This is a genomic window from Pseudomonas sp. NBRC 111132 (genome assembly GCF_001320565.1).
Classification (GTDB): domain Bacteria; phylum Pseudomonadota; class Gammaproteobacteria; order Pseudomonadales; family Pseudomonadaceae; genus Aquipseudomonas; species Aquipseudomonas putida_P.
Map to the genome: position 1 here is coordinate 1 of NZ_BCBI01000043.1, position 25,327 is coordinate 25,327.

A 25,327-nucleotide genomic window follows, 5' to 3' on the forward strand; every position below is an offset into this window, starting at 1 on the left:
CTCTCCCACGGCCTGCTGTCTTTCCCGGTCACCGACTTCAACGCCCAGGGCGACTTCAACCCGGCTGGCTACATCAAGCGCCTGGAGTGGCTGGCCCCGTATGGCGCCAGCGCCCTGTTCGCCGCTGGCGGCACCGGTGAGTTCTTCTCCTTGGCCGCCAGCGAATACAGCCAGGTGATCAAGACCGCCGTCGATACCTGCGCCACCTCGGTTCCTATCCTCGCGGGTGTTGGTGGGTCCACCCGTCAGGCCATCGAATACGCACAAGAAGCCGAGCGCCTGGGTGCCAAGGGCCTGTTGCTGCTGCCGCATTACCTGACCGAAGCCAGCCAGGACGGCGTCGCCGCACACGTCGAAGCGGTGTGCAAATCGGTGAACATCGGCGTGGTGGTGTACAACCGCAACGTCTGCCGCCTGAACGCCGACCTGCTGGAAAAACTGGCCGAGCGCTGCCCGAACCTGATCGGCTACAAGGATGGCCTGGGTGATATCGAGCTGATGGTGTCGATCCGTCGCCGCCTGGGCGAACGTTTCAGCTACCTGGGTGGCCTGCCGACCGCCGAAGTGTATGCTGCTGCCTACAAGGCCCTGGGCGTGCCGGTGTACTCCTCCGCGGTGTTCAACTTCGTGCCGAAGACCGCCATGGACTTCTACAGCGCCATCGCCCGTGACGACCACGCTGCCGTGGCCAAGCTGATCGACGATTTCTTCCTGCCGTACCTGGACATTCGCAACCGCAAAGCCGGCTACGCCGTGAGCATCGTCAAGGCCGGCGCCAAAATTGCCGGTTACGACGCAGGCCCCGTGCGCACCCCGCTGACCGACCTCACCGCAGAAGAGTACGAGATGCTCGCCGCGCTGATGGACAAGATGGGCCCGCAGTAAGCCCTGCCCGCGGCCTGCCAGATGCCGCGCCCGGAGTGGGCCAGCCCCACTCCGGTTACAATTCGTAAGCCCGCACAAAAATAACTAGTGGGAGTATTGCCAGCATGCAAGCGACTAAAAAGACGCATGTGCGCTACCTGATCCTGTTCATGCTTTTTCTGGTGACCACGATCAACTATGCCGACCGCGCTACCATCGCCATCGCAGGCTCCAGCCTGCAGAAAGACCTCGGCATTGACGCCGTAACCCTCGGTTATATCTTCTCCGCCTTCGGATGGGCTTACGTGGCTGGCCAGATTCCTGGTGGCTGGCTGCTCGATCGCTTCGGTTCCAAGAACGTCTACGCCTTCAGCATCTTCACCTGGTCGCTGTTCACCCTGTTGCAGGGTTTTGTCGGTGGCCTGCCGGTTGCCTGGGCGGTTGTCACCCTCTTCACCTTGCGCTTTCTGGTTGGCTTCGCCGAAGCCCCGTCGTTCCCGGGCAACGCTCGCATCGTCGCCGCCTGGTTTCCGACTCAGGAGCGCGGCACTGCCTCAGCCATCTTCAACTCGGCGCAGTACTTCGCCACGGCGCTGTTCGCCCCGATAATGGGCTGGATCGTGTTCAGCTTCGGCTGGGAGCACGTGTTTGTCGTCATGGGTGCACTGGGCATCGTGTTCTCCATGGTGTGGCTGAAAACCATCCACAACCCGCGCCAACACCCACGCATCAGCCAAAGCGAGCTTGAGCACATCGAGCAGAACGGCGGCCTGGTGGACATGGACCAGAAGCGCGGCAACGACGGCCCGAAATGGGGCTACATCAAGCAACTGCTGACCAGCCGCATGCTGCTGGGCGTGTACCTGGGCCAGTATTGCATCAACGCCATCACCTACTTCTTCCTTACCTGGTTCCCCGTGTACCTGGTGCAGGAACGTGGCATGACCATTCTCAAGGCCGGCTTCATCGCCTCGCTGCCGGCGGTCTGCGGTTTCATTGGGGGCGTGCTGGGTGGCGTGATCTCCGACTGGCTGCTGCGCCGTGGCAACTCGCTGACCTTCTCGCGCAAACTGCCAATTGTCTGCGGCCTGCTGCTGTCGACCACCATGGTGTTCTGCAACTACGTCGATGCCGAGTGGATGGTGGTTGGCTTCATGACCCTGGCGTTCTTCGGCAAAGGCATTGGCGCGCTGGGTTGGGCGGTGGTGGCAGACACCTCGCCGAAACAGATCGCCGGGCTGTCCGGTGGCCTGTTCAACACCTTCGGCAACATCGCCTCGATCACCACCCCTATCGTGATCGGCTACATCATCAGCGCCACCGGCTCGTTCAAATGGGCGCTGGTGTACGTGGGCGCCAACGCGCTGGTGGCGGTGTTCAGCTACCTGGTGATCGTCGGCCCAATCAAGCGTATCGAACTGCGCGACGACGCCCCAAAGCCACAGGCTGAGCCTGCCGCCAATGGCGAACTGGCCAGCTCGCGCCACTGAGTGAACACGCCCGCCCCGGGGCAACCGGTGCGGGCAGATGTACAAAAAGCCTGAGAACCTGACAAGTAGGGCCCAAACATGCAGTTGATCGAACATTCCGACTCGCCGCGCTACGTCCGCCTGCACGACGACGATAACGTCGTGGTGGTGGTCAACGACGGCGGCCTGGGCGAAGGCGCCCACTTCGCCGACGGCCTGACCTTGGTCGAAGGCGTGCCACAAAGCCACAAGGTCGCAACCAAGGCCATCGCCAAAGGCGAGCCCGTGCGCCGCTACGGGCAAATCATCGGCTACGCGCTGGAAGACCTACGCCAGGGCAGTTGGGTGCAGGAAAGCCAACTGGCCATGCCGGCCGCCCCGGAACTGGACAGCTTGCCGCGCTGCGACGCCGTCCCACAACCGCTGCCGCCACTCGAAGGCTTCACGTTCGAAGGCTACCGCAATGCCGACGGCACCGTTGGCACCCGCAACATCCTCGGCATCACCACCACCGTGCAGTGTGTGACCGGCGTGCTGGAGCATGCGGTCAAGCGCATTCGCAGCGAACTGCTGCCCAAGTACCCCAACGTCGATGACGTGGTAGCCATCACCCACAGCTACGGCTGCGGCGTGGCCATCAACGCTCGCGACGCCTACATCCCGATCCGCACCGTGCGCAACCTGGCCCGCAACCCCAACCTGGGTGGCGAGGCATTGGTCATCAGCCTCGGCTGCGAAAAGCTGCAGGCCGGCCAGGTGATGCACGACAACGACCCGTCGGTAGACCTCAGCGAGCCATGGTTGTACCGCCTGCAGGACGCCAGCCTGGGCTTTGTGGAAATGATCGAGCAAATCATGGAGCTGGCCGAAACCCGCCTCAAGAAGCTCGACCAGCGCCGCCGCGAAACCGTACCGGCCAGCGAGTTGATCCTCGGCATGCAGTGCGGTGGCAGCGATGCCTTCTCGGGCATCACCGCCAACCCTGCGCTGGGCTACGCCGCAGACTTGCTGGTACGTGCCGGTGCTACGGTGCTGTTCTCGGAAGTGACCGAGGTACGAGACGCCATCTACATGCTGACCTCGCGCGCGCAAAACCAGGACGTTGCCGATGCCCTGGTGCGCGAAATGGACTGGTACGACCGCTACCTGCAGCAAGGGGCCGCCGACCGCAGTGCCAACACGACGCCGGGCAACAAGAAAGGTGGCCTGTCCAATATCGTCGAGAAATCCCTGGGGTCGATCGTCAAGTCGGGCAGCGGCGCTATCCAGGGCGTGCTTGGCCCAGGCGAGCGGGTAACGCGCAAGGGCCTGATCTTCTGCGCCACCCCGGCCAGCGACTTCGTCTGCGGCACTTTGCAACTGGCCGCCGGCATGAACCTGCATGTGTTCACCACAGGCCGAGGCACCCCTTACGGGCTGGCCATGGCACCCGTGGTCAAGGTGTGCACGCGCACCGAACTGGCCCAGCGTTGGCCCGACCTGATCGATATCGACGCCGGGCGCATCGCCACAGGCCGTTCGACCATCGAAGAGCTGGGCTGGGAACTGTTCCATTACTACCTGGACGTGGCCAGCGGCCGCAAGCAGACCTGGGCCGAGCAGCACCGGCTACACAACGACATCACCCTGTTCAACCCGGCACCGATTACCTGATGCCGAGGGCATGCTGTGGGAGCGGGCATGCCCGCTCCCACAGATCATGCGACAACCCGCCAGATTTTCTTTCAACCTACAGGAGCACCCCATGCCTGAAATCCTCGGCCACAACTTCATCGCCGGTCAGCGCAGTGCCGCTGGTTCTCAGCGCCTGCAGAGCCTGGACGCCAGCACTGGCGAAGCCCTGCCCTTCAGCTTCGCCCAAGCTACCGAGGCCGAAGTGGACCAGGCCGCCAGCGCCGCCGCCGCCGCCTTCGCCGAATTCCGCCAACTGGCCCCGGCACGTCGTGCCGAGTTTCTCGACGCCATCGCCGCCGAACTGGACGAACTGGACGATGCCTTCGTCGCCATCGTCTGCCGCGAAACAGCCCTGCCCGCCGCCCGTATCCAGGGCGAGCGCGGCCGCACCAGTGGGCAGATGCGCCTGTTCGCCCAGGTACTGCGTCGCGGCGACTTCCTCGGCGCGCGCATCGACCTGGCACTGCCCGCACGCCAACCCCTGCCACGCGTAGACCTGCGCCAGATGCGCATCGGTGTCGGCCCGGTCGCTGTGTTTGGCGCCAGCAACTTCCCGCTGGCCTTCTCCACCGCTGGCGGTGATACCGCCGCAGCCCTGGCCGCCGGCTGCCCGGTGGTGTTCAAGGCACACAGCGGCCACATGGCCACCGCCGACCTGGTTGCTTGCGCCATCGTGCGCGCCGCCGAACGTACCGGCATGCCCAAAGGCGTGTTCAACATGGTATTCGGAGGCGGCGTGGGCGAGTGGCTGGTCAAGCACCCAGCCATCCAGGCCGTTGGCTTCACCGGCTCGCTGAAAGGCGGTGACGCTCTGTGCCGCATGGCCGCCGAGCGCCCGCAGCCAATCCCGGTGTTCGCCGAGATGTCCAGCATCAACCCGGTCATCATCCTGCCGGGCGCCCTGGCCAAGCGTGGCGAGGCCATTGCTCGCGAACTGGCCGGCTCTGTGTGCATGGGTGCCGGGCAGTTCTGCACCAACCCGGGCCTGGTGATCGGGCTGCAGTCGCCGCAGTACAACCAGTTACTGGCCGACCTTGGCCAGCATCTGGACCAACAGGCCGGGCAAACCATGCTCAACGCGGGAGGCCTGCGCAGCTACGTTGGCGGCCTGGAGCACCTGCATGCCCATAGTGGAATCCAGCACCTGGCCGGCCAGAAGCAGGAAGGCAGCCAGGCCCGCGCCCAGCTGTTCAAGGCCGATGCAGGCCTGCTGGTCCAGTCTGACCCGCTGCTGCAGGAAGAAGTGTTCGGCCCCACCACCGTGGCCGTAGCAGTGCAGGACGACGAACAACTGCGCGCCGCCCTGCTCGGCCTGCGTGGCCAGTTGACCGCTACCCTGATCGGCGAAGCGGAAGATTTCGAGGCCTACGCCTGGTTGGTGCCACTGCTTGAGGAGAAAGTCGGGCGGATCCTGATCAATGGCTACCCGACCGGTGTCGAAGTGTGTGATGCCATGGTTCACGGCGGGCCTTACCCTGCGACCTCGGATGCGCGTGGCACCTCGGTCGGCACCTTGGCCATCGACCGCTTCCTGCGCCCAGTGTGCTACCAGAACTATCCGCAGGCGTTGCTGCCCGAAGCACTGCGCGATGGCAACCCGCTGGCGCTGCGTCGGCTGGTGAACGGGCAATGGAGCGAGGAGGTGATCTGACGGGTTGCCTGAAACAAGAAAGCCCCGCACATGGCGGGGCTTTCTTTTGGCTGTACCGGCGACAAATGGCTCAGGCCCCTTGTGCCTCAGCCGCCTCATGCGCCTGACGCAAGCGCTCGCGGCTGTTGCTCAGGTGCATACGCATGGCCATCTTCGCCCCTTCGCTGTCCTGCCGGGCAATCGCTTCATAGATCGCCTCGTGCTCATGCATCAACCGGCTCATGTAATGCGCCTGATCATCATGGGCCAGCCGCGCCGAATTCAGCCGGGTGCGCGGAATGATGCTGGTACCCAGGTGGTTGATGATATCGGCGAAGTAGTGGTTACCGCTGGCCTGGGCGATGCGCAGGTGGAACTGGAAATCCGCCGACACCGCATCAGTGGCATGGGCGGCCCCTTCGTTGAGTTCGTCCAGCGCCGCCCGCATACCAGCCAGCGCTTCATCACTGCGCCGCTGCGCCGCCAGCCCAGCGGACTCGATCTCCAGGGCAATGCGCAACTCCAGCACCGCCAGCACTTCGCGCAGGGTGACCACAGTGGCCGGGTCGATGCGAAAGCCCCCGGTTGCCGGTGCATCCAGCACGAAGGTGCCGATGCCATGACGGGTCTCTACCTGCCCGGCAGCCTGCAGCCGCGAGATCGCCTCACGCACCACGGTGCGGCTGACGCCCTCTTCGGCCATGATCTGCGATTCGGTCGGCAGCTTGTCGCCGCGCTTGAGCTGGCCACTGCGAATGCGCTCGGTCAGCACTGTGACCAGTTCCTGGGCCAGACTGCGCGGCTTGCGCCGGGTCCTTGCCTGTACCTGCTGCTCTGTCATTGCCCTGTATTTCACCTTGAAAGACAGCGCTCATCATAGCGCAAGCGGTTGTACGATCACATACACCCGGTGCGGTATTTATTGCTCACCTTTGCAGGCCCCCAGCCCAGGAAAAACCCACAGAAGCACTGGCTCAAGCCCCGCGCAAGCCTGTACTGTGCGCCCTCACGCTCACTCATCCATGGAAGGACACCGCAGCATGAAAACCCTCGACCGCCTGTTGCTCGGCAGCGGCCTGCTGATACCCCTCTGGCTGTTGGCAGGGGTATGGCTCACCGCCCTGGCGTACCCCGGCTACGACCACCTGCAACAGGCCATGAGCCAGCTGGGTGCGACAGGCTCGCCAACCCACAGCTGGTCGCCACTGCTCAACAATTTTCCCTTGGCCGGGTTGTTCGGCCTGTTTGCCTGGGGCCTCGCCCGACGCTGGCGTGGCTCGAAGCTGGCGCTGCTGAGTGCCGGCCTGGTGTTGCTGCATGGCATCGGCAGCCTGGGAACCGGGTGGTTCCCTTGCGATCAGGGTTGCGCACCGACGCAGCCATCCACCGCCCAGCAACTGCATAACCTGTCCGGCTTGCTGATGTTCCTCTCCCTGACCGTTGCCAGCGCCCTCTGGGCATGGCAGGGCAGCCGCATTGCTGGCTCGCCTGCATTTGCGCTGTTTTCTCTGGTCTGTGTAGTGCTGGCGATCGTCACCGTCATACTGATGGGCCAGGCGGCCCAAAGCGGCCAGCTGTTCGGCCTGTATCAGCGCCTGAACTATGGTGTGTCGGTGATCTGGGTCGCCAGCCTGGCGTGGATCAGCCTGCGCAAGCCTGCTGCCAGCCCGCTGCGCATGGCCATATTCTGACGGCAAATTGCTGGCCCCCAGCCACTGAAAGTGAAGGCAAACTCTTTTTCCTTTCAGACGCTTAGGACAGCAACATGCGAGTACTTCTAGCAACGATGGCCGGCTGCCTGCTGGCCACGCTCGCTTTCAGCGCCCAGGCCCGCGCACTGAGCCAGAACGATCGCCACACCTGCGGCTGGGGTGCGCAGATAGCCGCCGAGGCCCAGCAGGCCAAGCTTTCCGGGGTAACCCTGTATGCCACGCGCAAGAAGCTGCAGGTACGCAAATTCCCCAAACCGTGGATGCGCATGACCGCCTTTGGCATTACCGAGCAGACCTACAATAGCCGCTCGCGACTCAAGCCTGCCGCGATCAAGCAGACCTACTACGAGCAGTGTGTTCAGCATGCTGTAGCAAAAAGATAATTACTTATTTATCAATAAGTTATTAAGTAAACATAAAGTCATGTAGGCGTAACCTTGTGCTGCGCCTACAAAGACCGTTTCAGGGCCGCCAAGGGGCGCCGCCCTTGAAACGGTCCTCCAGCCAGGCCTTGAAGGCGCCCAGGGCCGCTGTATTCAGGCGTGCGGTGGGTCGCACCAGGTAGATGCCCGCCGCCACGTCCAATTGCCATTGCGGCAGCACCCGTACTAGGTTGCCGCTGGCCAGGTCCTCGCCCATCAGCCAGTCGCCACCCGCCAAAATTCCTACACCGCGGCGCGCTGCCTCCAGCAGCGCTTCGTTGTCATTGCTGCGCAGGCTACCGGTAACCTTGACGTTTACCTGATGCGCGCCGCTCTTCAGGCGCCATTCAGGAAATGATCGTAAACCACTGAAACCTAAACAATTATGCTCAGGCAATTGTTCCGGCTCCGCAGGCACCCCATGCCGAGCGAGGTACTGAGGCGATGCGCACAGGATGCGTACGTGATCGCATAATTTACTCGCCACCAGTCGATTGTCCGCTAGCTCACCAATGCGAATCGCGGCGTCGAAGCCCTCGCCGATCAGGTCAACGAAACGGTCGGCGTACTCGGTCTCCACCGTCACTTGCGGGTAGGCCAGCACAAAGTCGGCAAGCATCCCGCTTAACCAGCGCCTGCCCATGGCAGCCGGTAACGCCAGACGCAGGCGCCCACGCACCGTTGCAGCGCCTTCGGCAGCCTCCTGCTCCGCTTCGGCAATCAGCCGGCTTGCCTCGCGTACCTTGGCTACCAGCCGCTGTCCCTCATCGGTAAAGCGCAACTGCCGCGTGCTGCGCTCCACCAGGCGAATGCCCAGCCGCGTTTCCAGTGAGCTCAGGCGTTTCGACAGCACCGTGGGGTGGCGCTCCAGTTGTCGCCCGGCAGCAGCAAACGAGCCCTGCTCATGCAAGGCCAGCAAAGTGGCAAGTTCATCGGCGCGGCGGCTGTCGAAGGCATCCATGGCAAGGCTCGGCTCAGGGCAGTGGGGTCAAGGATCGGGCATCAGGCAGTCAGTACCAACGCGCCCTCCGACCGCCCTTGCTCCAGGTCCCCGTGGGCCTTGGCTGCGTCAGCCAGCGGGTAGCGACGCCACACCCGAGGCTGGATGATACCCTCGGCGACGGCCGTCAGCACATCGGCCGCACGCTGCTGGTACTCCTCGACCGTGCGGGTGTGGGCCGCTAACGACGGCCGGGTCAGGTACAACGAGCCCTTGGCATTGAGCGTGGCCACCTCGATAGCCGCCGGTGCACCGGAGGTGCCACCGAACGACACCAACAGGCCGCGCACTCGCAGGCTGTCCAGCGAAGCCTCCAGCGACACCTTGCCCACGCAGTCATACACCACATCCACCCCTTGCCCTTGGGTCAGCTTGCGCACCTGGCTGGCCAAGGTTGCCGCGTCGAACACCAGCACATGCTGGCAGCCTGCTGCCTGTGCCCTCGCCACACTTTGCGGGCGCGACACCACGCCGATCACCGTCGCCCCCAGGTGCCGCGCCCAAGGTGCCATCAGCTGGCCCAAGGCACCGGCTGCGCCGTATAGCAGCACTTGTGTACCCGGCCCCACGGCAAAGGTGGTTTTCAACAAGTATTGCGCCGTAATGCCCTTGAACAGCACCGCTGCGGCGGCTTCGTCCTCCAGCTGCGGCGGCAGCTTGACCAGCCGTTCGGCCGGGAACAGCCGGCCGCTGGCATAAGCGCCGACCGGCCCCATCGCATAGGCGACCCGGTCGCCGACCTGCACGTTGCGAACCCCATCGCCGAGGGCAGTGACCCTACCTGCACCTTCCAGCCCCAGGCCTGACGGCAATGCCAGCCCTGCCCCACCCTTGCGCTGCAACACGTCCAGCGGGTTCACACCCATGGCTGTCTGTTCCAACCAGACCTGCCCAGGCCCTGGAGTTTGCGCCGCCATGTGTTCGAGCTGCATGACATCGGCAGTGCCGGTGCCATTGAGAATGATGCGGGTAACCATGATCGAATCCTGCTGGATGAGTGTTCGAATCAGGCTAATCAGGTAGGAAACGTTGAACAATCAGGCGAGGTGCAGATGATTTCTGCACCCCTTGCAGCAATCAAATCAGTGCTTCAGCACCCGCCCAGTACCGCAGGGCGCCGCTCACCAGCGAAAAACAGCGGGCGCAGGCGCACGCCGACCAGGTTGCCAGCATAGGCCGCCACCAGCCACAGCCAGCCATGCACGCTGCCCGAGGCGATACCGCTGAAATACGCACCGATGTTGCACCCGTACGCCAGGCGCGAACCGTAGCCCAGCAGCAGGCCGCCAATCACTGCGGCCACCAGCGACGGCAGCGGGATCTTCAGGCTTGGCGCAAAGCGCCCGGCCAGGCCCGCCGCCAGCAACGCCCCCAGCACGATGCCCAGGTCCATCACTGTGGTGATGTCCTGCCACAACGGCGCCGCCAAGGCCTTGGCATTGGCCGGAGCCTGCCAGAACACCCAACTGCCGACATCCACGCCCAACCCGTTGAGCACCTTGGCCCCCCACAGGGCGAACGCCGAGGTAATGCCCCATGGCCGCCCCGCCAGCGCCAAGGTCGCGTAGTTCAACAAGGCCAGGGCGACAGCGCCCCACAGCAATGGCCAAGGACCACGCAGGAAGCGGCGCAGGCCCTGGTGTTCGCTGGCAACCGGCGCCTCAAGCGCGCCATGCCGGCGTTTTTCCAGCACCACGGTGGCCCAGGCGATCAACCCGAATACCGCCAGGCTAACCAACAGCGCAGGCCCTACCCCCCAAGCTTGCACGATCGAGGTGGCCGGGAACGACGGCAAGGCGAACCACCAATCAGCGTGATGAGTAGCGCTGACCGAGCCGATGATGAAGAACAGCAGGGTTACCAGCATGCGCGCATTACCACCACCCACAGTGAACAGCGTGCCCGATGCGCAACCGCCGCCCAGCTGCATGCCGATGCCGAAAATGAACGCCCCGAACACCACAGAGACACCCGCCGGGGCTACCAGACCGGTGACCGGGTTACCGAACAGGCTACTTGCCGAAAGCGCCGGGAAGAACAGCAGCACGGCCAAGGTCAGCATGACCATCTGTGCGCGCAGGCCTGCGCCACGTCGCTCGTTGATGAACACTCGCCAGGCCGAAGTGAAACCGAAGGCGGCGTGATACAGCGTCAGACCAAGCGCGGCGCCGACCACCAGCAACAAAACCTGCTTGAAGCCGGCATTGAAGTTGAGGAACCAGGCGCCAGCCAGCAGCAAGGCCAAGGCGATAATAGGTGCGCCAAGGCGACGCGGTTCGGGTGTGGCAGTTGCGGAAAGACCCATCGGAATACTCGGATAACAGTAAAACGGACGGGGAGTATAACGCTAGACAGGTCGGCGCAGCCCTTTGTGGGGGCCATGTGGCCACATCATTTGTTAAGCTGATTCACGCCTTTGAATTCTTACAGGATCATTCACTCCATGGATGAGCTGCGCAAGATCGACCTCAACCTACTGCTCGCCTTGCACGCCCTGCTCAGCGAAAAGCACGTGACCCGCGCCGCGCTGCGCCTACACCGCAGTCAACCGGCAGTCAGCCACGCCCTGGCGCAGTTGCGTAAACACTTCGACGACCCGTTGCTGGTACGCCAAGGCGGCGGCATGGCCCTCAGCGCCCGCGCCCAGTCACTGGCCCAACCCCTGCAAGATGCCCTGGGCAACCTCAACGGCCTGCTGGCTACCCCGTTGTTCGAACCCGCCAGGGCCCAGCGCCGTTTCCGGCTGTCACTGTCTGACTATTCCTCGCGCCTTATCCTGCCGCCTCTGCTACGCCATCTGCGCCAGGTAGCACCCGGGGTGGACCTGGCCATCAGCCAGGCCAGCCGCGAAACGATGCTGGCCCAGTTGCTCGACGGCGAACTGGACCTGGCCCTGGGCCTGTTCCCAGACCTGCCCCAGGACATCACCGCCCAGCCCCTGTTTGCCGACCGTTTCATCAGTGTTGCCGATCGCCAGGTATTGCCCCCTCGCGGTGATCTGGCCCTGGAAGACTGGCTGGCACGCCCCCATGTGTTGATGGCCATGCGCCCGGATGCCTTCGATGAAATCGAGCGTGCACTGGCCGCCCAAGGCCTGCGCCGTCGTATTGCCTTGGCCTTGCCACACTGGAGCGCGGCAGTCGAAGTGCTGGCTGGCACCGATCTGATCCTGACGGTGGCCAGCCGCGCTGTAGGGTCGTTACGCCAACACAAGACACTGCGCCAGTTCACGCCGCCACTGGCTATTCCCTCATTCGACTACCAGCAGGCCTGGCACAGCCGCAAGGACAGCGACCCTGGGCACCGCTGGCTGCGCGAAACCGTGTGGGCCTGCAGCCAGCCAGGGCGCTGATCAGTTTTCCTGCTGCTTCACCGGTACCGTGGAATCGGCCGATGGCGCCGGCGCCCATGTACCCTGCACCAGCAGCACACCGCACAGGATTAGCACTACACCCGCTACCCTGGCCAGGCTGAGCGGCTTACCGCCCAGCCCCATTACCCCGAAGTGGTCGGCGAGCACCGCTGTGATGATCTGCCCGGCCACCACCAGCACCAGGAACCCCGCCGCGCCCAGTTTGGGAGTAAGTGCTGCGGCACCGGCCACATACATCGCCCCCAGCACTCCCCCGACCCAAAGCCACCATGGCCCCTGCAGGGCCTTGCCTAGGTCTGGCACTGGCACTCTGAGGATCAACAACGCGGCGACAACCACCAGCGAACTCACCGTCAACGACGTGAATGCCCCCCACAGCCAGTGCCCCAACGCCCGGCCGACGGCGGCATTACCTGCGGCCTGGAACGGCAAAACTGCCCCGGCTAGCAACGCCAGGGCAAAGGGAAGCACCAGAAGACACAGGGTTTTACTGAACATGGCAATCCTCATCGCTGACCAATATTCACGCCATGATCGAAAATTCCCCAACCTTATGGAAATCGAAAACATGCACGCACACTATTCGCCAAGCGCATGAATAGATACGTTCTCTACCTATTGAGCTAGGCTCCTATCCCGTCGCGACACCCAAGGGCCTCGCTACGAGCAAACCTAAAGCTGATGTGATGGAACACATTCGATGACAGATGAACGCAAAACCCTGCTTGATCGAGGGCAGTTACCAACCCGCAACCTCGCCGAATGCCTGGCGGTGGACCAGAGAGCCCTGGTCGGCTCGTTGGCCACCCTGCTGCCAGCCACGCTCATCGACGATTTGACCGCCTGCGCTGAAGACACAGCCTCGTTGGGCCTGTCGAAGAAGATCGCAGCCATCGGGCTGGCGCTGGGGCAATGGTTGGAGCAGGCCGCCTCGCCGATGCGCGAGCAAGTGCTGGCGCAGTGCAGCTCGCATGCTTCCGATACCGTGCGCAGCTGGGCGGCCTTCGCCCAAGCGCATTTATCGCGCACGCAACTGCTGGAGCCTGCACTGCTGGCACAGTTGCGATTCGCTCGCGATGAGCATTTTGGCGTACGCGAGTGGGCGTGGATGGCCTTGCGCCCACGCCTGGCCCAAGAACTGGACGCAGCCCTCGCACTGCTCGGGCCTTACGCCGGCGACCTGAACCCGCTGGTAAGGCGCTTCTGCATCGAGGTGCTACGCCCACGTGGGGTGTGGTGCGAGCACATCAACGCACTCAAGCAAACGCCTGAAGCGGCTGAGCCGCTGCTGGTACCGCGCCTGGCAGAAGCTGACAAATACGCTCAGGACTCGGTCGCCAACTGGCTCAATGACGCCAGCAAGACCCGCCCGGATTGGGTGATCCAGCTGTTCGTGCGCCATCCGCCGTCATGCAAGGCATCACGACGGATACATACACGGGCAACCCGCAGCCTACCTCGATGAATGCTCAGCGCGAGGTTTCAATGCGCAGCACTTCGGTGTAGATCGCGTCGACCGTCTGGCCAACCTTGAGGTTCTTCATGCGCGCCTGCAGGTCTGGGTTCTCGACCTTGACGACCTGCAGCTTGCCCTCTGGTGGCAGCAGGCTCACCTCATGCTGCTTGAGGTCGATCTTCTTGATCTGCGAAGTGACCCTGACCTGGCGGAATGCCTCGCCACCCGGGTTGGGGTTTTGCGCAGTGGCGCGAATGGTCCCCGACTCCTCACTGGCCTTCGGCGCCCCACCCACATTGGTGTTGAGCACATAAGCCACGGCACGGGTGACGAAGATATCGACCTGGTCGCCCACTTTGAGATTAGGCAGGGCCTTGGCCTTTTCCGTGAGCTGGAACGTCACATCCTTCTTGTTATCAGGGCCCTTCACCGTCACCTGGCGGTTGGCCAGGTCGATGGCTGTGACTTGCGTGGTGACGTGGCTTTCCAGTGCCTCGCTGGCAATCGGGATATCAGCAGCGTGTGCCGTGAGGCTGGCAGCGGAAACCAGTGTGGCCAAGGCAACTGCACGAGCGAGAGAACGAATCGGGTTCATAGGCCTGCTTCCATGTGATCAAGACCAAAAAAGGGCGCGAAAGGCTCACGCGCCAACAAGCATAGACGTTGCCCACCACCCTGCCCGCACACATCCGCTGCGACCGGTTTCGCCTCCTTCTCGCCACCCCACGCTTGTAATAGCAAATGCGAACTCTTTACACTTGCTTTACATTTACAAATCATTACTATTCGTGACCTCGAAAACAACAAAGAGTCACCTGTAATGGCAAAAAGGTCTGTTGCCCCAGCATCCATTTCCATGCTGGGCCTGCTGGTTGTGCCTGCTGTTCACGCTGCCGTTCAAACCCAAGCGCAGGGTAGCCTCGCCCTGCCCGCCACTGCCGTCACCAGCGCCTACGAGCAGCAAAGCTACAAGGCCAGTGAAAGCCGCAGCGCCATGAAGATCGACGCGCCGCTGCGTGATATCCCGCAAACCGTCAACGTCGTGCCCGAAAGCGTAATCAAGGATCAGGGCGCGCAGTCCATGGAGGACGTGCTGAAGAACGTGCCCGGCATCGGCCTGTCCAACGGCGACGGCCAGCGCGACCAGGTGACCATCCGCGGCTTCAGCGCCATTGGCGACATGTACATCGACGGCGTGCGCGACGATGCCCTGTACTTCCGTGACCTGTCCAACGTCGAGCGTGTCGAGGTGATCAAGGGCCCAGCCGCCGTGCTGTATGGCCGTGGTTCTTCGGGCGGGCTGATCAACAGCATCAGCAAGAAGCCAAGCTTCACGCCCAAGCGCGAAGTGGGCATGAGCTTCGACAGCGAAGGCAAACGCCGCACGCAGTTCGACACCGGTTGGGCCGACCCGCAAAGCAACCAGGCCTACCGCGTGACCGGCGCCTTCGAAGACAGCGACACCTTCCGCGACGATGGCTATATCGACCGCAAGGCCATCGCGCCGTCGGCCTACTTCCGCCTCTCGGACGACCTGGAACTGAACCTGGGCGCCACCTACCTGTACGACAAGCGCCTGATCGACTTCGGCATCCCGGCCCTGGGCAACCGCCCGGTGGATGTCGATCGCGACAAGCGCTTCGGCTCTGGCGATGCCGACCAGGACTACGCCCGCAGCGAGGTGTTCTCGCTGACCGCCAGCCTGGACTACCGCATCAACGACAGCTTCACGCTGACCAACACCAGCCGTTACTACCGCTACGACCTGGACCGCAACAACACCCTGGCCGACAGCAGCCCGACACGCTTCGTCACTGCGCCCAACGGCGAATTGCTGGTCAAGCTCAACCGTGGCAACGTTGCCCGTGACGAGTACGGTGTATTCAACCAGACCGAACTCAAGCAGCAGGCGCAAGTGGCCGGCATGCAGCACAACCTGCTGTATGGCGTGGAAGTGGGCTTGCAGGACAAGTACCAGCGCGTGCTGAGCCAAAACAATGTGGCCCAGGTGCCGGTGTACCGCGACGCCCTGGTGCCGGTGCCAGACCATGCCGCCAACCTGTCGTCCAAAGGCACCAACTTCCAGCAGACCACCGGTTTGTACCTGCAGGACATGATCGAGCTTAACGAGCACTGGAAGGCCCTGGTGGGTGTGCGTTATGACATCTTCGGCCAGGAGTACGACGACGACCGCGTGCAGAACGTCGACCTCGACCGCACCGACAAGACCTGGAGCCCGCGCGCCGGCCTGGTCTATCAGCCGGACACCATCCAGTCCTACTACGTGTCGGTCAGCCGCAGCTACCAGCCTTCGGGCGAAGTGTTCGCGGTCAGCCCGACCAACCAGCATCTGGAGCCGGAAGAAACCACCAACTATGAAATCGGCGCCAAATGGGACCTGCTCGACAGCCGCCTGTCGCTGACCGCTGCGGTGTTCCGCCTTGAGCGCACCAACATGAAGACTGCCGACCCGGCCAACCCCAACCTGACTGTACTGGCGGGCGAGCAACGTACCGATGGTTTCGAAGCCACCGTCAGCGGGCAGCTCTCGGACAAGTGGCAAGTCTACGCCGGTTACGCCTACCTGGATGCCGAGATCACCAAGTCGAACAGCAAGACCAATGGCGTGGCCAATGAAGGCCAGACCCCTACGCTGACGCCGCGTAACAGCGCCAACATCTGGCTGGTGCGCACCCTGACCCCAGAGTGGCGCGTGGCTGCCGGTGCCAACTACGTCGACGAGCGCTACACCGCGCTCGACAACGTAGTGGTGATGCCGGGCTACACCACCTTCGACGCCGCACTGCTGTACAGCGTGCCGCAGTGGGATGCCGCGCTGCGCCTGAAGAACGCCTTCGACCGTGACTACTATGCCTCGGCGCACGGCTCGGTGGACCTGGTTACGCCAGGGGCACCACGGACGCTGGAAGCCAGCTTCAACTACCGCTTCTGAAGCGCTGCGCGATCCGTGTAGACGCTGTCGCGCAAGCCCAGCGGATCGCGCAACCCCGGTAGTTCATTCAGCGATTGCGCGTCACCCGCCAAACCGTATTCGCCAAATCATCGGCAATGATCAACGCCCCACGGGGGTCCACTGTCACCCCCACCGGCCGTCCACGGGTCTTGCCATCCTCACCTCGGAACCCCGTGGCGAAGTCGATCGGCTCTCCCGCAGGCTTGCCATTGCTGAACGGCACGAAAATCACCTTGTAGCCCACCGGGTCAGGTCGGTTCCAGCTGCCGTGCTCGCCCACGAAGACACCGTCGGAAAACCCATCCCCCATGGCCGGTATCGAGAAGTCGACACCCAGGGCAGCCACATGCGAGCCCAGGCTGTAATCCGGCTTGATCGCCGCTGCCACCTTGCCTGGGTTCTGCGGCCGCACCCGGTCATCCACGTTCTGTCCCCAGTAGCTGTAAGGCCAACCATAGAAGCCGCCCTCACGCACCGATGTGAGGTAATCCGGCACCAGGTCGGGGCCCAGTTCATCCCGCTCGTTGACCACCGTCCACAACTGCCCGGTCTGCGGCTGAATGGTCAATGCCGTCGGATTGCGCAGGCCGGTGGCGTAGGGCCGGTGCGCACCGGTTTCGGCATCGACCTGCCAGACCATGGCCCGATCGATCTCGACCTCCAGGCCGCGCTCGGTGATATTGCTGTTCGAGCCTATGCCCACGTACAGGTAACGACCATCCGGGCTGATGGTCAGCGCCTTGGTCCAGTGGTGGTTGATCTCGGCCGGCAGGTCGGTGACCTTGGTGGGCGAGCCTTCGGCCTGGGTCTGGCCTTCCTTGTAGTCGAAGCGCACCAGCGCATCCTGGTTGGCCACATACAGCTTGCCGTCGGCAAACGCCAAGCCGTAGGGGGCGTTGAGGTTTTCCGCGAACACGGTCTGCACCTCATAGGTGCCATCGCCGTCGGCATCACGCAGCAAGGTAAGGCGGTTGCCGCCCTTTACCTGCGTGTTGCCCTTGGCCTTGATCTGGCTGGCAATCACGTCCTTGGGCTTGAGCTTGGCCGCACTGCCACCCCTGCCCTCGGCTACCAGAATGTCACCATTGGGCAGCACCAGGCTCTGCCGCGGAATCTTCAGGTCAGTGGCAATGGCCGTGACGCTGAAACCCTCCGGCACGGTCGGTTTCTGTTCACCCCAGGCAACCGGCTGCGCAATCTTCATGCTCGGCAGCAAGCCGCGCTGCGGCTCCGGCAGCTTCGGGTCTGGGCCGTGGGCTTGGGTCGGCTCACCGTCGCCACCACAGGCACCAAGCGCCAGCGTCAGGCTCAACAGGGTCAATGCATGTAAAGGCTTCATGCCGCACCCCCTGAACGCAGATTACTCAAACCGGTCCATGCAGCCGCTACCGCAAGCACGGTTACGATCACCGACAACACCAGTCCCGACGGCATCACTGCCCAAGCATCCTTGGCATGCTCAAACGCATTGACCAGCCCAAGCAGCCAGGTCACCAGCAGCAGCGCGAAGTAAAGCGTTGCGCGCCCGCCCTTGTGCTCGGCGCGGATCAGGTTGGCCAACGCGAAGAGCAGTGCCAGCCCGCAGAACACCAAAGCACCGGCGATCAGCCAGGCGGCGAAGTTACTCCACTGGATTTGATAACTGTTGTAGTAGGCGATATCGCTCAGTAGCGCACCCAGAAACAACGGCACACTGCCGGCCAGCAACAAGGCGTGCAGCGGGCTGGGTGTACAGCGGTAGAAGGTTTGGTCAGATGTGGTCACGGTGCCTCCTTTTCATTCAGTGACCCGGGGCTGATGGGCTTGTACCATCAGTTGAGCGCAGGGTGCGCTTAGCAAAGGAGCCCCTTGACGCCGCGATAGTTCACCGTTTGGCTGGAATGAAATATCCTGCAAGGCATTTGCCGCCAAGCGGACAAGGGGAACACATGCGCAGACAACCGATACGCCCAATCGAGTCCTGGGTGCTGAACACCCTGCTAGCCCTCAGCCTGGCGCTCACCGCTGGCTGCTCCAGCAAACCCCGCTACGCCACACCTACGGTGGGCTCCAACTGCTTCGCCAAAGCCGTCCCCACGACCGGCGAGGGTGGCCTGGCCTGGGGCAATACCCTCAGCATTGCCCGTCAGAAGTCGATGAACAACTGCATACGCTATGCCAGTCGCTCGGGAGGCACACCGAGAACTTGCCAAGTCGTCATGGCCAAGTGCAAAAACTGAATAGATAGAGGACGGTTTAAGTAAGGCAATTCCTACAAACTTAGTTATAACTTTCCACGTTACTAAAGCACGAATAAACCCACATAAAATATTACACTTTCACCCTCGACCAAAAATAATTAATCGAGGCATCCTACTTCGCTTATCGCCCAGCAAATCCATATCCCTGCAACTTAAAATAGCAAGTAAGAAATTTCTTACACAACAATCGTCAGCCAATTATCTTTCAGTCTTTTCTGTACTGGAGCAGGCCACTCTACGCCTAATGTCTGAAAGGGCTGCTCTCTGAGCAAGGAACTCTCATGAGCAATGCCTCCGTCAGCAGCGCCACCTCCGGCCCTGCCTGTAGCGCACGCATCCCGTCCTGCCAGTGCGCTATGCCATCGTGCCGCGTACCGGCGACTCCCCCGCCTACCGCTATGCCGACGCAGGCTTCAACCTCGAACAAGGCTTCGCCCCACTGCAACACTCCGGCTACACCCTCCGCGCCCTGCGTCAGGGCTATGTCTACGTGTTCATGAAAGGCCCGCTGGGCGAAAAGCTGGTCATTCATGAGTACGTCGGCGCAGGCCTTTACAAGGAACTGCGCTACCAAGGGCTGGAGAACTACCACCTGCGTGAGCGCTACCTCTCCAGCCGCACCCTGGGCTGGGTGTGGGCCGATACCTGCCCCGATACCGCCAAGGAAGTGTGGATCGGCTACAGCCCGCACCTGTGGACCAACGCCATGACCGCCCGCATCACCGGCTCGCCTGCCCTGCGCAAGCGGCACATGCGCCAGCTGGACATGGCCGAGTTGGTGAGCGGCAACCAGGCCCCGTCCACCCAGCCCCATGTGTTGCCAGTGAGCGCCCTGCAAACCTGGGTCGAAGACTTCAAGCCAACTGAGCGGCGCATGCCGCTGACCTGGAGCAGCGACCCGGTCAGCGAAACCCTGCCTATCGGCAACCTCGTCGCCATGGCGCGGCACTACCCCTACACCCAGCCGAAAGTGCCGGTGGTGGTCGCGCTCGCGGACGCCGAAGGCATGGCCCTGGACCTGAGCCTGTCGGTCTCGGCCTATCAACATCAGCTGCGCGATCTGATGCCCGCCGAGCAACTGGCACACACCCAACCCGCGCAACCGCCCGAGCAGGAACGCGTACCGGCGTGCTACCGGCTGGATGCCGAACAGCTGAGCGTGCAAAGCCGCGACTTCCACCATCGCAACCTGGTGGCCATGCTGCTGAACAAGACGCTGGAAAGCATGAACCCGGCGGACGCCCCCTCGCCGGAACTGGCCGCGTTCCGGCTTGGCCTGGAACGCCGGGGCCCCGCCCTGTCGCCGGCCGAGTCGCATTTTCAGGCGCTCACCCACAAGGCCTATTCCCCCCGCGGCGCACGCCTGGCACAGCGCCTCGATGTCGGCAAATACCAGCGCTTCATCGCCGAGCGCGATGAGCTGGAACGGCGCATTGCCGCCCTGCGCAATCAAGCCTTGCAAGCCAGCAACGATCATGACGCCTGGCTGGCAACGGCCGAATCCCAACACATCGATAACCCCTATAGCCTGGCGGCGGCCTTGGCCTGCTACGACCGCGACGAACGCGCCTCCGCCCGTGGCCTGGAAATCTCACTGGCCTTGCTGATTCAGCCAATGGGCCAGCCGACACCCGGCACCGAGGAACAGGATCGACGCCTCAAGCGCCTGGAACAATGGCTCGACCAACACGACAGCCCGCTGTACACCGCCCTGGCACCGTTCAACCCGTTCAAGGACAAGGCCGACTCGATCGGCAGTTTGTTCGGCGCCAGCGACGACGTGATCGAAGGCTTGGCCGGTCGCTTCCCGGCCATGGCCGACATCACCGACCTGACCGCCCAAACGGTCAATACCGTGGTGCTCAAGCGCCTGCGTGGGCAAACACGCTGGGATGCCAGTCATGGCCTGCGTCAGCAGGTGTTGTTGGCGGCGCGTGAGGCCAATGCCGAGAAAGCGCTGGGGTTGTTGGCGGCACGCTACCGAATCACCAACCAGGCCATCACGGATAATCCGTTCAGCCAGGAGGTACAGAAGTACTTGAAAAACGGCATGGCGCAGGTTGAAGAGATGAAACAGCTGCGCATTTCGGGTAGCCGAAACGTGTTGATCGAGCTGACGACCACTGCGCGGGTGAAACCTAACTCTCTCGGCTTGCTCACCGCGGGCGTTGGCGGCGGTCTAAACGCGGGCATGCTGTGGTTCAACGTAATTTCGCTCAAGACGGCCTACAACAGCCTGCAGAAGAGCAATGCACCGGAATACACCTTGGGCTTTGCTTCGTCGATTTTTGGGGTGATCGGTGCAGCGGCAGCCACAACGGTTAGCGTTCGGGCAACGCAGAAGGCGGTGATGCTGCGATTAAGTTCAACGGCACCGGGCATGGCCTTTGGCAATGGGGTAATAAATTTCTTAAGCAGTAATTTGTTTGCGCGTTTAGCCGGGTATCCTGCAATAGTATTTAGTTTGCTTTCTGATATCTCCAAAGCAAGGCGTCAGAAAGCGAACGGCAATCAAGCGGCTGCCGATTACACGCTGGCCGGTGGCTTTACCATGGCTGTGGGTTCGGCTGTCGTCCTTGAAGCAGGACTTGCCGTTGCGGGCGTGACAACGGTAGTCCCCTTCGCCGGATGGGCCGCAGCGGCCCTTATCCTAGTAGGCGTAGCCATCATTGCAGGAGGCCTCTACCTACACGCCAAGGCACATGAGCACCTTCACAGCCCAATTGAGTTGTGGGCAGCGCGCAGCGTCTTCGGTAATCGCATCAATGATGGAGAGAGACGTCAAGGCATTACCTTGGACTATGAAAAGAAACTGCCTGCGTTCGCCTCGCTACAAACCGAAGTCAAAACCTGGCACAACGAGCACTACGGACCCAAGCTATTATCCGCCGAGCAGGCCCTGTCACTCGGCGTAACTCAGGTCGACACCCGGTGGCATCAGAACAATCACTGGTCTCCACCCAATTGGACAGCGATCACACATAACGAAGTAGCCACATCTCCACCAACCGTTGAGTTCACAGTACTGCTGCCAGGCTTTGTGCTTGGGGTAAGCGAATGGTCAGCGAGTTTGAGCACCCTCCGTGACGACCAAGGAATGGACGTATTCCCAATCCCCCCGACCGGCCACATCGTAGGTGCGGGCTTGGTTCTGCATTTCGAGAACACGCTAGCCAACCAAAGTCATGTCTCACTGCATCTAGCCTACAGTGCCAACCAAGGCTTGGACGAAGACAATGAGACTCTTGCAATTTTTCGTCTGGAGCGCTGATCGTGGCGACCATCTGGCTATTCAATCCAACCACAGACTCAGGGCACAAACCCGCTATTGGCGGGCAGCTATTAAACTTATCAAAAAATACCTTGTGCCTGAGAAATCCCTGGGTAACAGACTCAGTTTTCATGGGAAAACTGTACTGCGCAATGACCCTAGCACTGATTATTTTTGTTTACCCTTATTTGCTAACCAGCGAAGCCTGGGACCCGTACACCTTTAGCTATACTTTCATCGCCCTTAATGTGATTGGACCCTTCATTTTCCTTCCATTTTTAGCCTATCGAATATATTTCATAAAGCGCTTATCAAGCATCTGCTTTAACAGATCAACTCAAAAGATTTACTATCAACGTTTGAGCAAGGTATTGATCTTTGAATGGAGCAATACCGGAGGTGGCCTTTTCAAACGCACCGAATTCGGCGGTTCATCGTTCAGCACCAGCTATGCCCTCGCCTTCGCCCCTCGCCGAGCGGATGGCAGCCTCCACCAAAAAGACTGCCTATGGGTCGACAGCAACGAACCCACGGAGCCTGGCGTCAGACACGTCGCCGAAGTCTGGGAATACCTCCGCCATTTCATGGCTCACGGCCCGGACAAACTCCCCCCGCCTGGCGAGCCCAACTGGTGGCACAAGCCGCTGCACGCCATCTGCCTGACCCCAGCCGAAGCCTGGCGCCACTACGCTCCTTGGCGAACCGGTGAGCCCGGTGAAATGCAGGGCAAAAAGAACTGGCAATTGCCGTTCTGGGCCGTGCTGTTCCCCTATAACCTCACCGTCGCCATCTGCTGGTACGGCATCTGCCGCCTGTTCAACGTCCGAGCGGCGCCACCGCCCCCAGAAGCGTTCGAGGAAGCTCCAGCACCTTCAACCCAAAAAAGGCGCGTATGAGCGACGCTTGAGGGCGGCGGTTATCAGGCAAACTTGGCCCGCGCCGCGTGCAGCTTCTTGTAGCTCTCGATCAAGCGCAAGTGGCGATCAAGCCCTTCGAGCTTCATGCTCGTCGGGGTCAGGCCATGGAAGCGCACGCTGCCGTCCACCGAACCCAGCACCGCGTCCATGCGCGCGTTGCCGAACATGCGGCGGAAGTTGGCTTCGTAGTCCTCCATCTCCAGTTCGTCATCCAACTGCACTTCCAGCACCACGTTCAGCGCCTGGTAGAACAGGCCGCGCTCGACGGTGTTGTCGTTGAACTGCAGGAACGCCTCGACCAGTTCCTTGGCATCCTCGAAGCGCTGTACCGCCAGGCAGATCAGCAGTTTCAGCTCAAGGATGGTCAGTTGGCCCCACACGGTGTTCTCGTCGAACTCCACGCCGATCAGCGTGGTGATGGTGGTGTAGTCATCCACATCGCAGTTGTCCAGGCGCTTGAGCAGCAGCTTCAGTGAGCGGCTGTCGAGGCTGTGCAAGTTGAGGATGTCGGCACGGAACGACAAGGCACGGTTGGTGTTGTCCCAGATCAGGTCCTCGACCGGGTAGATTTCCGAGTAGCCCGGCACCAGAATGCGACAAGCAGTGGCGCCCAGATTGTCGTACACCGCCATGTACACTTCCTTGCCCAGCGCCTCGAGGATGCCGAACAGCGTCGCGGCCTCCTGTTGGTTGGAGTTCTCGCCGTGGCCGGAGAAGTCCCACTCGACGAACTCGAAGTCGGCCTTGGCGCTGAAGAAGCGCCATGACACCACGCCGCTGGAGTCGATGAAGTGCTCGACGAAGTTGTTCGGCTCGGTCAGCGCGTGGCTTTCGAAGGTCGGTTGCGGCAGGTCGTTCAGGCCTTCGAAGCTGCGGCCCTGCAGCAGCTCGGTGAGGCTACGCTCCAGCGCCACTTCCAGGCTTGGGTGTGCGCCGAACGAGGCAAACACACCGCCCGTGCGCGGGTTCATCAGCGTCACGCACATGACCGGGAACTCGCCACCCAACGACGCATCCTTGACCAGTACCGGGAAGCCCTGCTCTTCCAGCCCCTGAATGCCGGCGACGATCGCCGGGTACTTGGCCAGCACCTCCTGCGGCACGTCCGGCAGGCACAGCTCGCCTTCCAGGATTTCGCGCTTGACGGCGCGCTCGAAGATTTCCGACAGGCACTGCACCTGCGCCTCGGCCAGGGTGTTGCCGGCGCTCATGCCATTGCTGAGGAACAGGTTTTCGATCAGGTTGGACGGGAAGTACACCACTTGCTGGTCGGACTGACGCACGAACGGCAGCGAGCAAATGCCCCGCGCTTTGTTGCCCGAGTTGGTGTCGTACAGGTGCGAACCACGCAATTCGCCGTCAGGGTTGTAGACCTCCAGACAATGCTCGTCGAGGATCTCGGCCGGCAACGCATCGCGCGGGCCCGGTTTGAACCACTGCTCGTTGGGGTAATGCACGAACGGCGCATTGGCCAGGTCTTCGCCCCAGAACTGGTCGTTATAGAAGAAGTTGCAGTTAAGGCGCTCGATGAACTCACCCAGTGCCGAGGCCAGCGCGGCTTCCTTGGTGGCACCCTTGCCGTTGGTGAAGCACATCGGCGACTGCGCGTCGCGCACGTGCAGCGACCAGACGTTGGGCACGATATTGCGCCACGAGGCGATTTCGATCTTCATCCCCAGCCCGGCGAGAATGCCCGACATGTTGGCGATGGTCTGCTCCAGCGGCAGGTCCTTGCCGGGGATGTAGGTGCTGGTGTCCGACACCGGCATCAGCAAGCCCTGGGCGTCGGCATCGAGGTTGTCGACCACTTCGATCACGAACTCGGGGCCGGTCTGCACCACCTTCTTGACAGTGCAGCGGTCGATGGAGCGCAGGATGCCCTGGCGGTCCTTCTCGGAAATATCCTCGGGCAACTCGACCTGGATCTTGAAGATCTGGTTGTAGCGGTTTTCCGGGTCGACGATGTTGTTCTGCGACAGGCGAATGTTTTCGGTGGGGATGTCGCGGGTCTGGCAGTACAGTTTGACGAAGTAAGCCGCGCACAAGGCCGAAGACGCCAGGAAATAGTCGAACGGGCCTGGGGCCGAACCGTCGCCTTTGTAGCGGATCGGTTGATCGGCGATCACCGTGAAGTCGTCGAACTTGGCTTCGAGACGGAGATTGTCGAGAAAATTGACCTTGATTTCCATGCGGATTTACCGTGATTTAAGCGTGCAAAACGAAATTGGCCGGCATTATCCGGGTTTTCACAACGGAAGTCCTGTTTACCTGCCCCACCCCTTCACGCCCTTGCGCATTCCACCGGATTGCTTGCCTGATCCTCTG

General features: G+C 62.1%; 20 protein-coding genes and 1 pseudogene. 12 read left to right on the top strand and 9 right to left on the bottom strand.

The window, feature by feature from the left end:
* From kdgD to APH35_RS19360, 4 genes are all read left to right on the top strand, one after another.
* Positions 1-885 (top strand): 5-dehydro-4-deoxyglucarate dehydratase (kdgD, locus tag APH35_RS19345; protein WP_060515298.1); only part of this gene is annotated, 885 nt, incomplete at its 5' end.
* 104 nt (positions 886-989) lie between these two features.
* Positions 990-2,354, top strand: a complete 1,365-nt coding sequence (locus tag APH35_RS19350) for an MFS transporter (protein WP_060494126.1) — start codon at positions 990-992, stop codon at positions 2,352-2,354.
* Positions 2,355-2,432: 78 nt separating this feature from the next.
* Positions 2,433-3,986, top strand: coding sequence for a galactarate dehydratase (gene garD, locus APH35_RS19355; protein WP_012271962.1), 1,554 nt, complete (start codon positions 2,433-2,435; stop codon positions 3,984-3,986).
* A gap of 91 nt (positions 3,987-4,077) precedes the next feature.
* Complete coding sequence (locus APH35_RS19360) at positions 4,078-5,658, top strand: aldehyde dehydrogenase (NADP(+)) (protein WP_060515299.1); 1,581 nt, start codon at positions 4,078-4,080, stop codon at positions 5,656-5,658.
* Between the two features lie 70 nt (positions 5,659-5,728).
* Here the strand turns inward: APH35_RS19360 and APH35_RS19365 are convergent, their stop codons facing one another.
* A complete protein-coding gene (locus APH35_RS19365) occupies positions 5,729-6,478 on the bottom strand; it encodes a FadR/GntR family transcriptional regulator (protein ID WP_012271960.1) in 750 nt (249 codons plus the stop codon).
* Between the two features lie 199 nt (positions 6,479-6,677).
* Here APH35_RS19365 and APH35_RS19370 point away from each other — a divergent pair, with 199 nt between their 5' ends.
* Entirely contained in the window at positions 6,678-7,328 is a 651-nt protein-coding gene (locus tag APH35_RS19370; RefSeq protein ID WP_012271959.1) for a DUF998 domain-containing protein, read from the top strand.
* Positions 7,329-7,402: 74 nt separating this feature from the next.
* Positions 7,403-7,732, top strand: a complete 330-nt coding sequence (locus APH35_RS19375; protein ID WP_012271958.1) for a hypothetical protein — start codon at positions 7,403-7,405, stop codon at positions 7,730-7,732.
* Between the two features lie 79 nt (positions 7,733-7,811).
* Here APH35_RS19375 and APH35_RS19380 read toward each other — a convergent pair whose 3' ends face one another.
* The 3 genes from APH35_RS19380 to APH35_RS19390 all read right to left on the bottom strand — a co-directional run bounded on the left by APH35_RS19380 (position 7,812) and on the right by APH35_RS19390 (position 11,076).
* The gene (locus APH35_RS19380) at positions 7,812-8,732 is read right to left on the bottom strand and encodes a LysR family transcriptional regulator (protein ID WP_060515300.1); all 921 of its coding nucleotides are present in this window, start codon (positions 8,730-8,732) and stop codon (positions 7,812-7,814) included.
* A 41-nt stretch (positions 8,733-8,773) separates the two neighbouring features.
* The gene (locus APH35_RS19385) at positions 8,774-9,748 is read right to left on the bottom strand and encodes a quinone oxidoreductase family protein (protein WP_060515301.1); all 975 of its coding nucleotides are present in this window, start codon (positions 9,746-9,748) and stop codon (positions 8,774-8,776) included.
* A 113-nt stretch (positions 9,749-9,861) separates the two neighbouring features.
* Positions 9,862-11,076, bottom strand: coding sequence for a YeeE/YedE family protein (locus APH35_RS19390; RefSeq protein ID WP_060515302.1), 1,215 nt, complete (start codon positions 11,074-11,076; stop codon positions 9,862-9,864).
* 138 nt (positions 11,077-11,214) lie between these two features.
* Here APH35_RS19390 and APH35_RS19395 point away from each other — a divergent pair, with 138 nt between their 5' ends.
* Positions 11,215-12,123: a LysR family transcriptional regulator gene (locus APH35_RS19395; RefSeq protein ID WP_012271954.1), complete on the top strand. Its 909-nt coding sequence runs from the start codon at positions 11,215-11,217 to the stop codon at positions 12,121-12,123.
* Here the strand turns inward: APH35_RS19395 and APH35_RS19400 are convergent, their stop codons facing one another.
* Positions 12,124-12,642: a DMT family transporter gene (locus APH35_RS19400; protein WP_012271953.1), complete on the bottom strand. Its 519-nt coding sequence runs from the start codon at positions 12,640-12,642 to the stop codon at positions 12,124-12,126. It abuts the gene before it with no gap.
* A 202-nt stretch (positions 12,643-12,844) separates the two neighbouring features.
* Between APH35_RS19400 and APH35_RS19405 the strand changes: the two genes are divergently transcribed.
* Positions 12,845-13,609, top strand: a complete 765-nt coding sequence (locus tag APH35_RS19405) for a hypothetical protein (protein WP_060515303.1) — start codon at positions 12,845-12,847, stop codon at positions 13,607-13,609.
* A 4-nt stretch (positions 13,610-13,613) separates the two neighbouring features.
* Here the strand turns inward: APH35_RS19405 and APH35_RS19410 are convergent, their stop codons facing one another.
* Positions 13,614-14,195: a hypothetical protein gene (locus APH35_RS19410; protein WP_012271951.1), complete on the bottom strand. Its 582-nt coding sequence runs from the start codon at positions 14,193-14,195 to the stop codon at positions 13,614-13,616.
* 225 nt (positions 14,196-14,420) lie between these two features.
* Here APH35_RS19410 and APH35_RS19415 point away from each other — a divergent pair, with 225 nt between their 5' ends.
* Positions 14,421-16,553 carry a TonB-dependent receptor gene (locus APH35_RS19415; RefSeq protein ID WP_012271950.1) on the top strand — a complete coding sequence of 711 codons (2,133 nt, stop codon included), beginning with the start codon at positions 14,421-14,423 and terminating at the stop codon, positions 16,551-16,553.
* 67 nt (positions 16,554-16,620) lie between these two features.
* Here APH35_RS19415 and APH35_RS19420 read toward each other — a convergent pair whose 3' ends face one another.
* Both APH35_RS19420 and APH35_RS19425 read right to left on the bottom strand, forming a co-directional pair.
* Entirely contained in the window at positions 16,621-17,913 is a 1,293-nt protein-coding gene (locus APH35_RS19420) for a PQQ-dependent sugar dehydrogenase (protein ID WP_012271949.1), read from the bottom strand.
* On the bottom strand, positions 17,910-18,338 hold the full coding sequence (locus APH35_RS19425) for a DUF2231 domain-containing protein (RefSeq protein WP_060515304.1): 429 nt from the start codon (positions 18,336-18,338) through the stop codon (positions 17,910-17,912). Before APH35_RS19425 ends, APH35_RS19420 begins: the two co-directional genes overlap by 4 nt.
* A gap of 164 nt (positions 18,339-18,502) precedes the next feature.
* On the opposite strand from APH35_RS19425, the gene APH35_RS19430 reads away from it, so the two are divergent.
* The 3 genes and pseudogenes from APH35_RS19430 to APH35_RS28475 all read left to right on the top strand — a co-directional run bounded on the left by APH35_RS19430 (position 18,503) and on the right by APH35_RS28475 (position 22,981).
* Positions 18,503-18,793, top strand: a complete 291-nt coding sequence (locus tag APH35_RS19430; protein ID WP_060515305.1) for a hypothetical protein — start codon at positions 18,503-18,505, stop codon at positions 18,791-18,793.
* A gap of 302 nt (positions 18,794-19,095) precedes the next feature.
* Positions 19,096-22,085, top strand: a pseudogene (locus APH35_RS19435) (T6SS effector BTH_I2691 family protein).
* A 2-nt stretch (positions 22,086-22,087) separates the two neighbouring features.
* Positions 22,088-22,981 (top strand): DUF6708 domain-containing protein, encoded by an 894-nt coding sequence (locus APH35_RS28475; protein WP_082425836.1) that lies wholly within the window; start codon positions 22,088-22,090, stop codon positions 22,979-22,981.
* 23 nt (positions 22,982-23,004) lie between these two features.
* Here the strand turns inward: APH35_RS28475 and APH35_RS19445 are convergent, their stop codons facing one another.
* Complete coding sequence (locus APH35_RS19445; RefSeq protein ID WP_060515307.1) at positions 23,005-25,191, bottom strand: OsmC domain/YcaO domain-containing protein; 2,187 nt, start codon at positions 25,189-25,191, stop codon at positions 23,005-23,007.
* Positions 25,192-25,327: the final 136 nt, after the last annotated feature.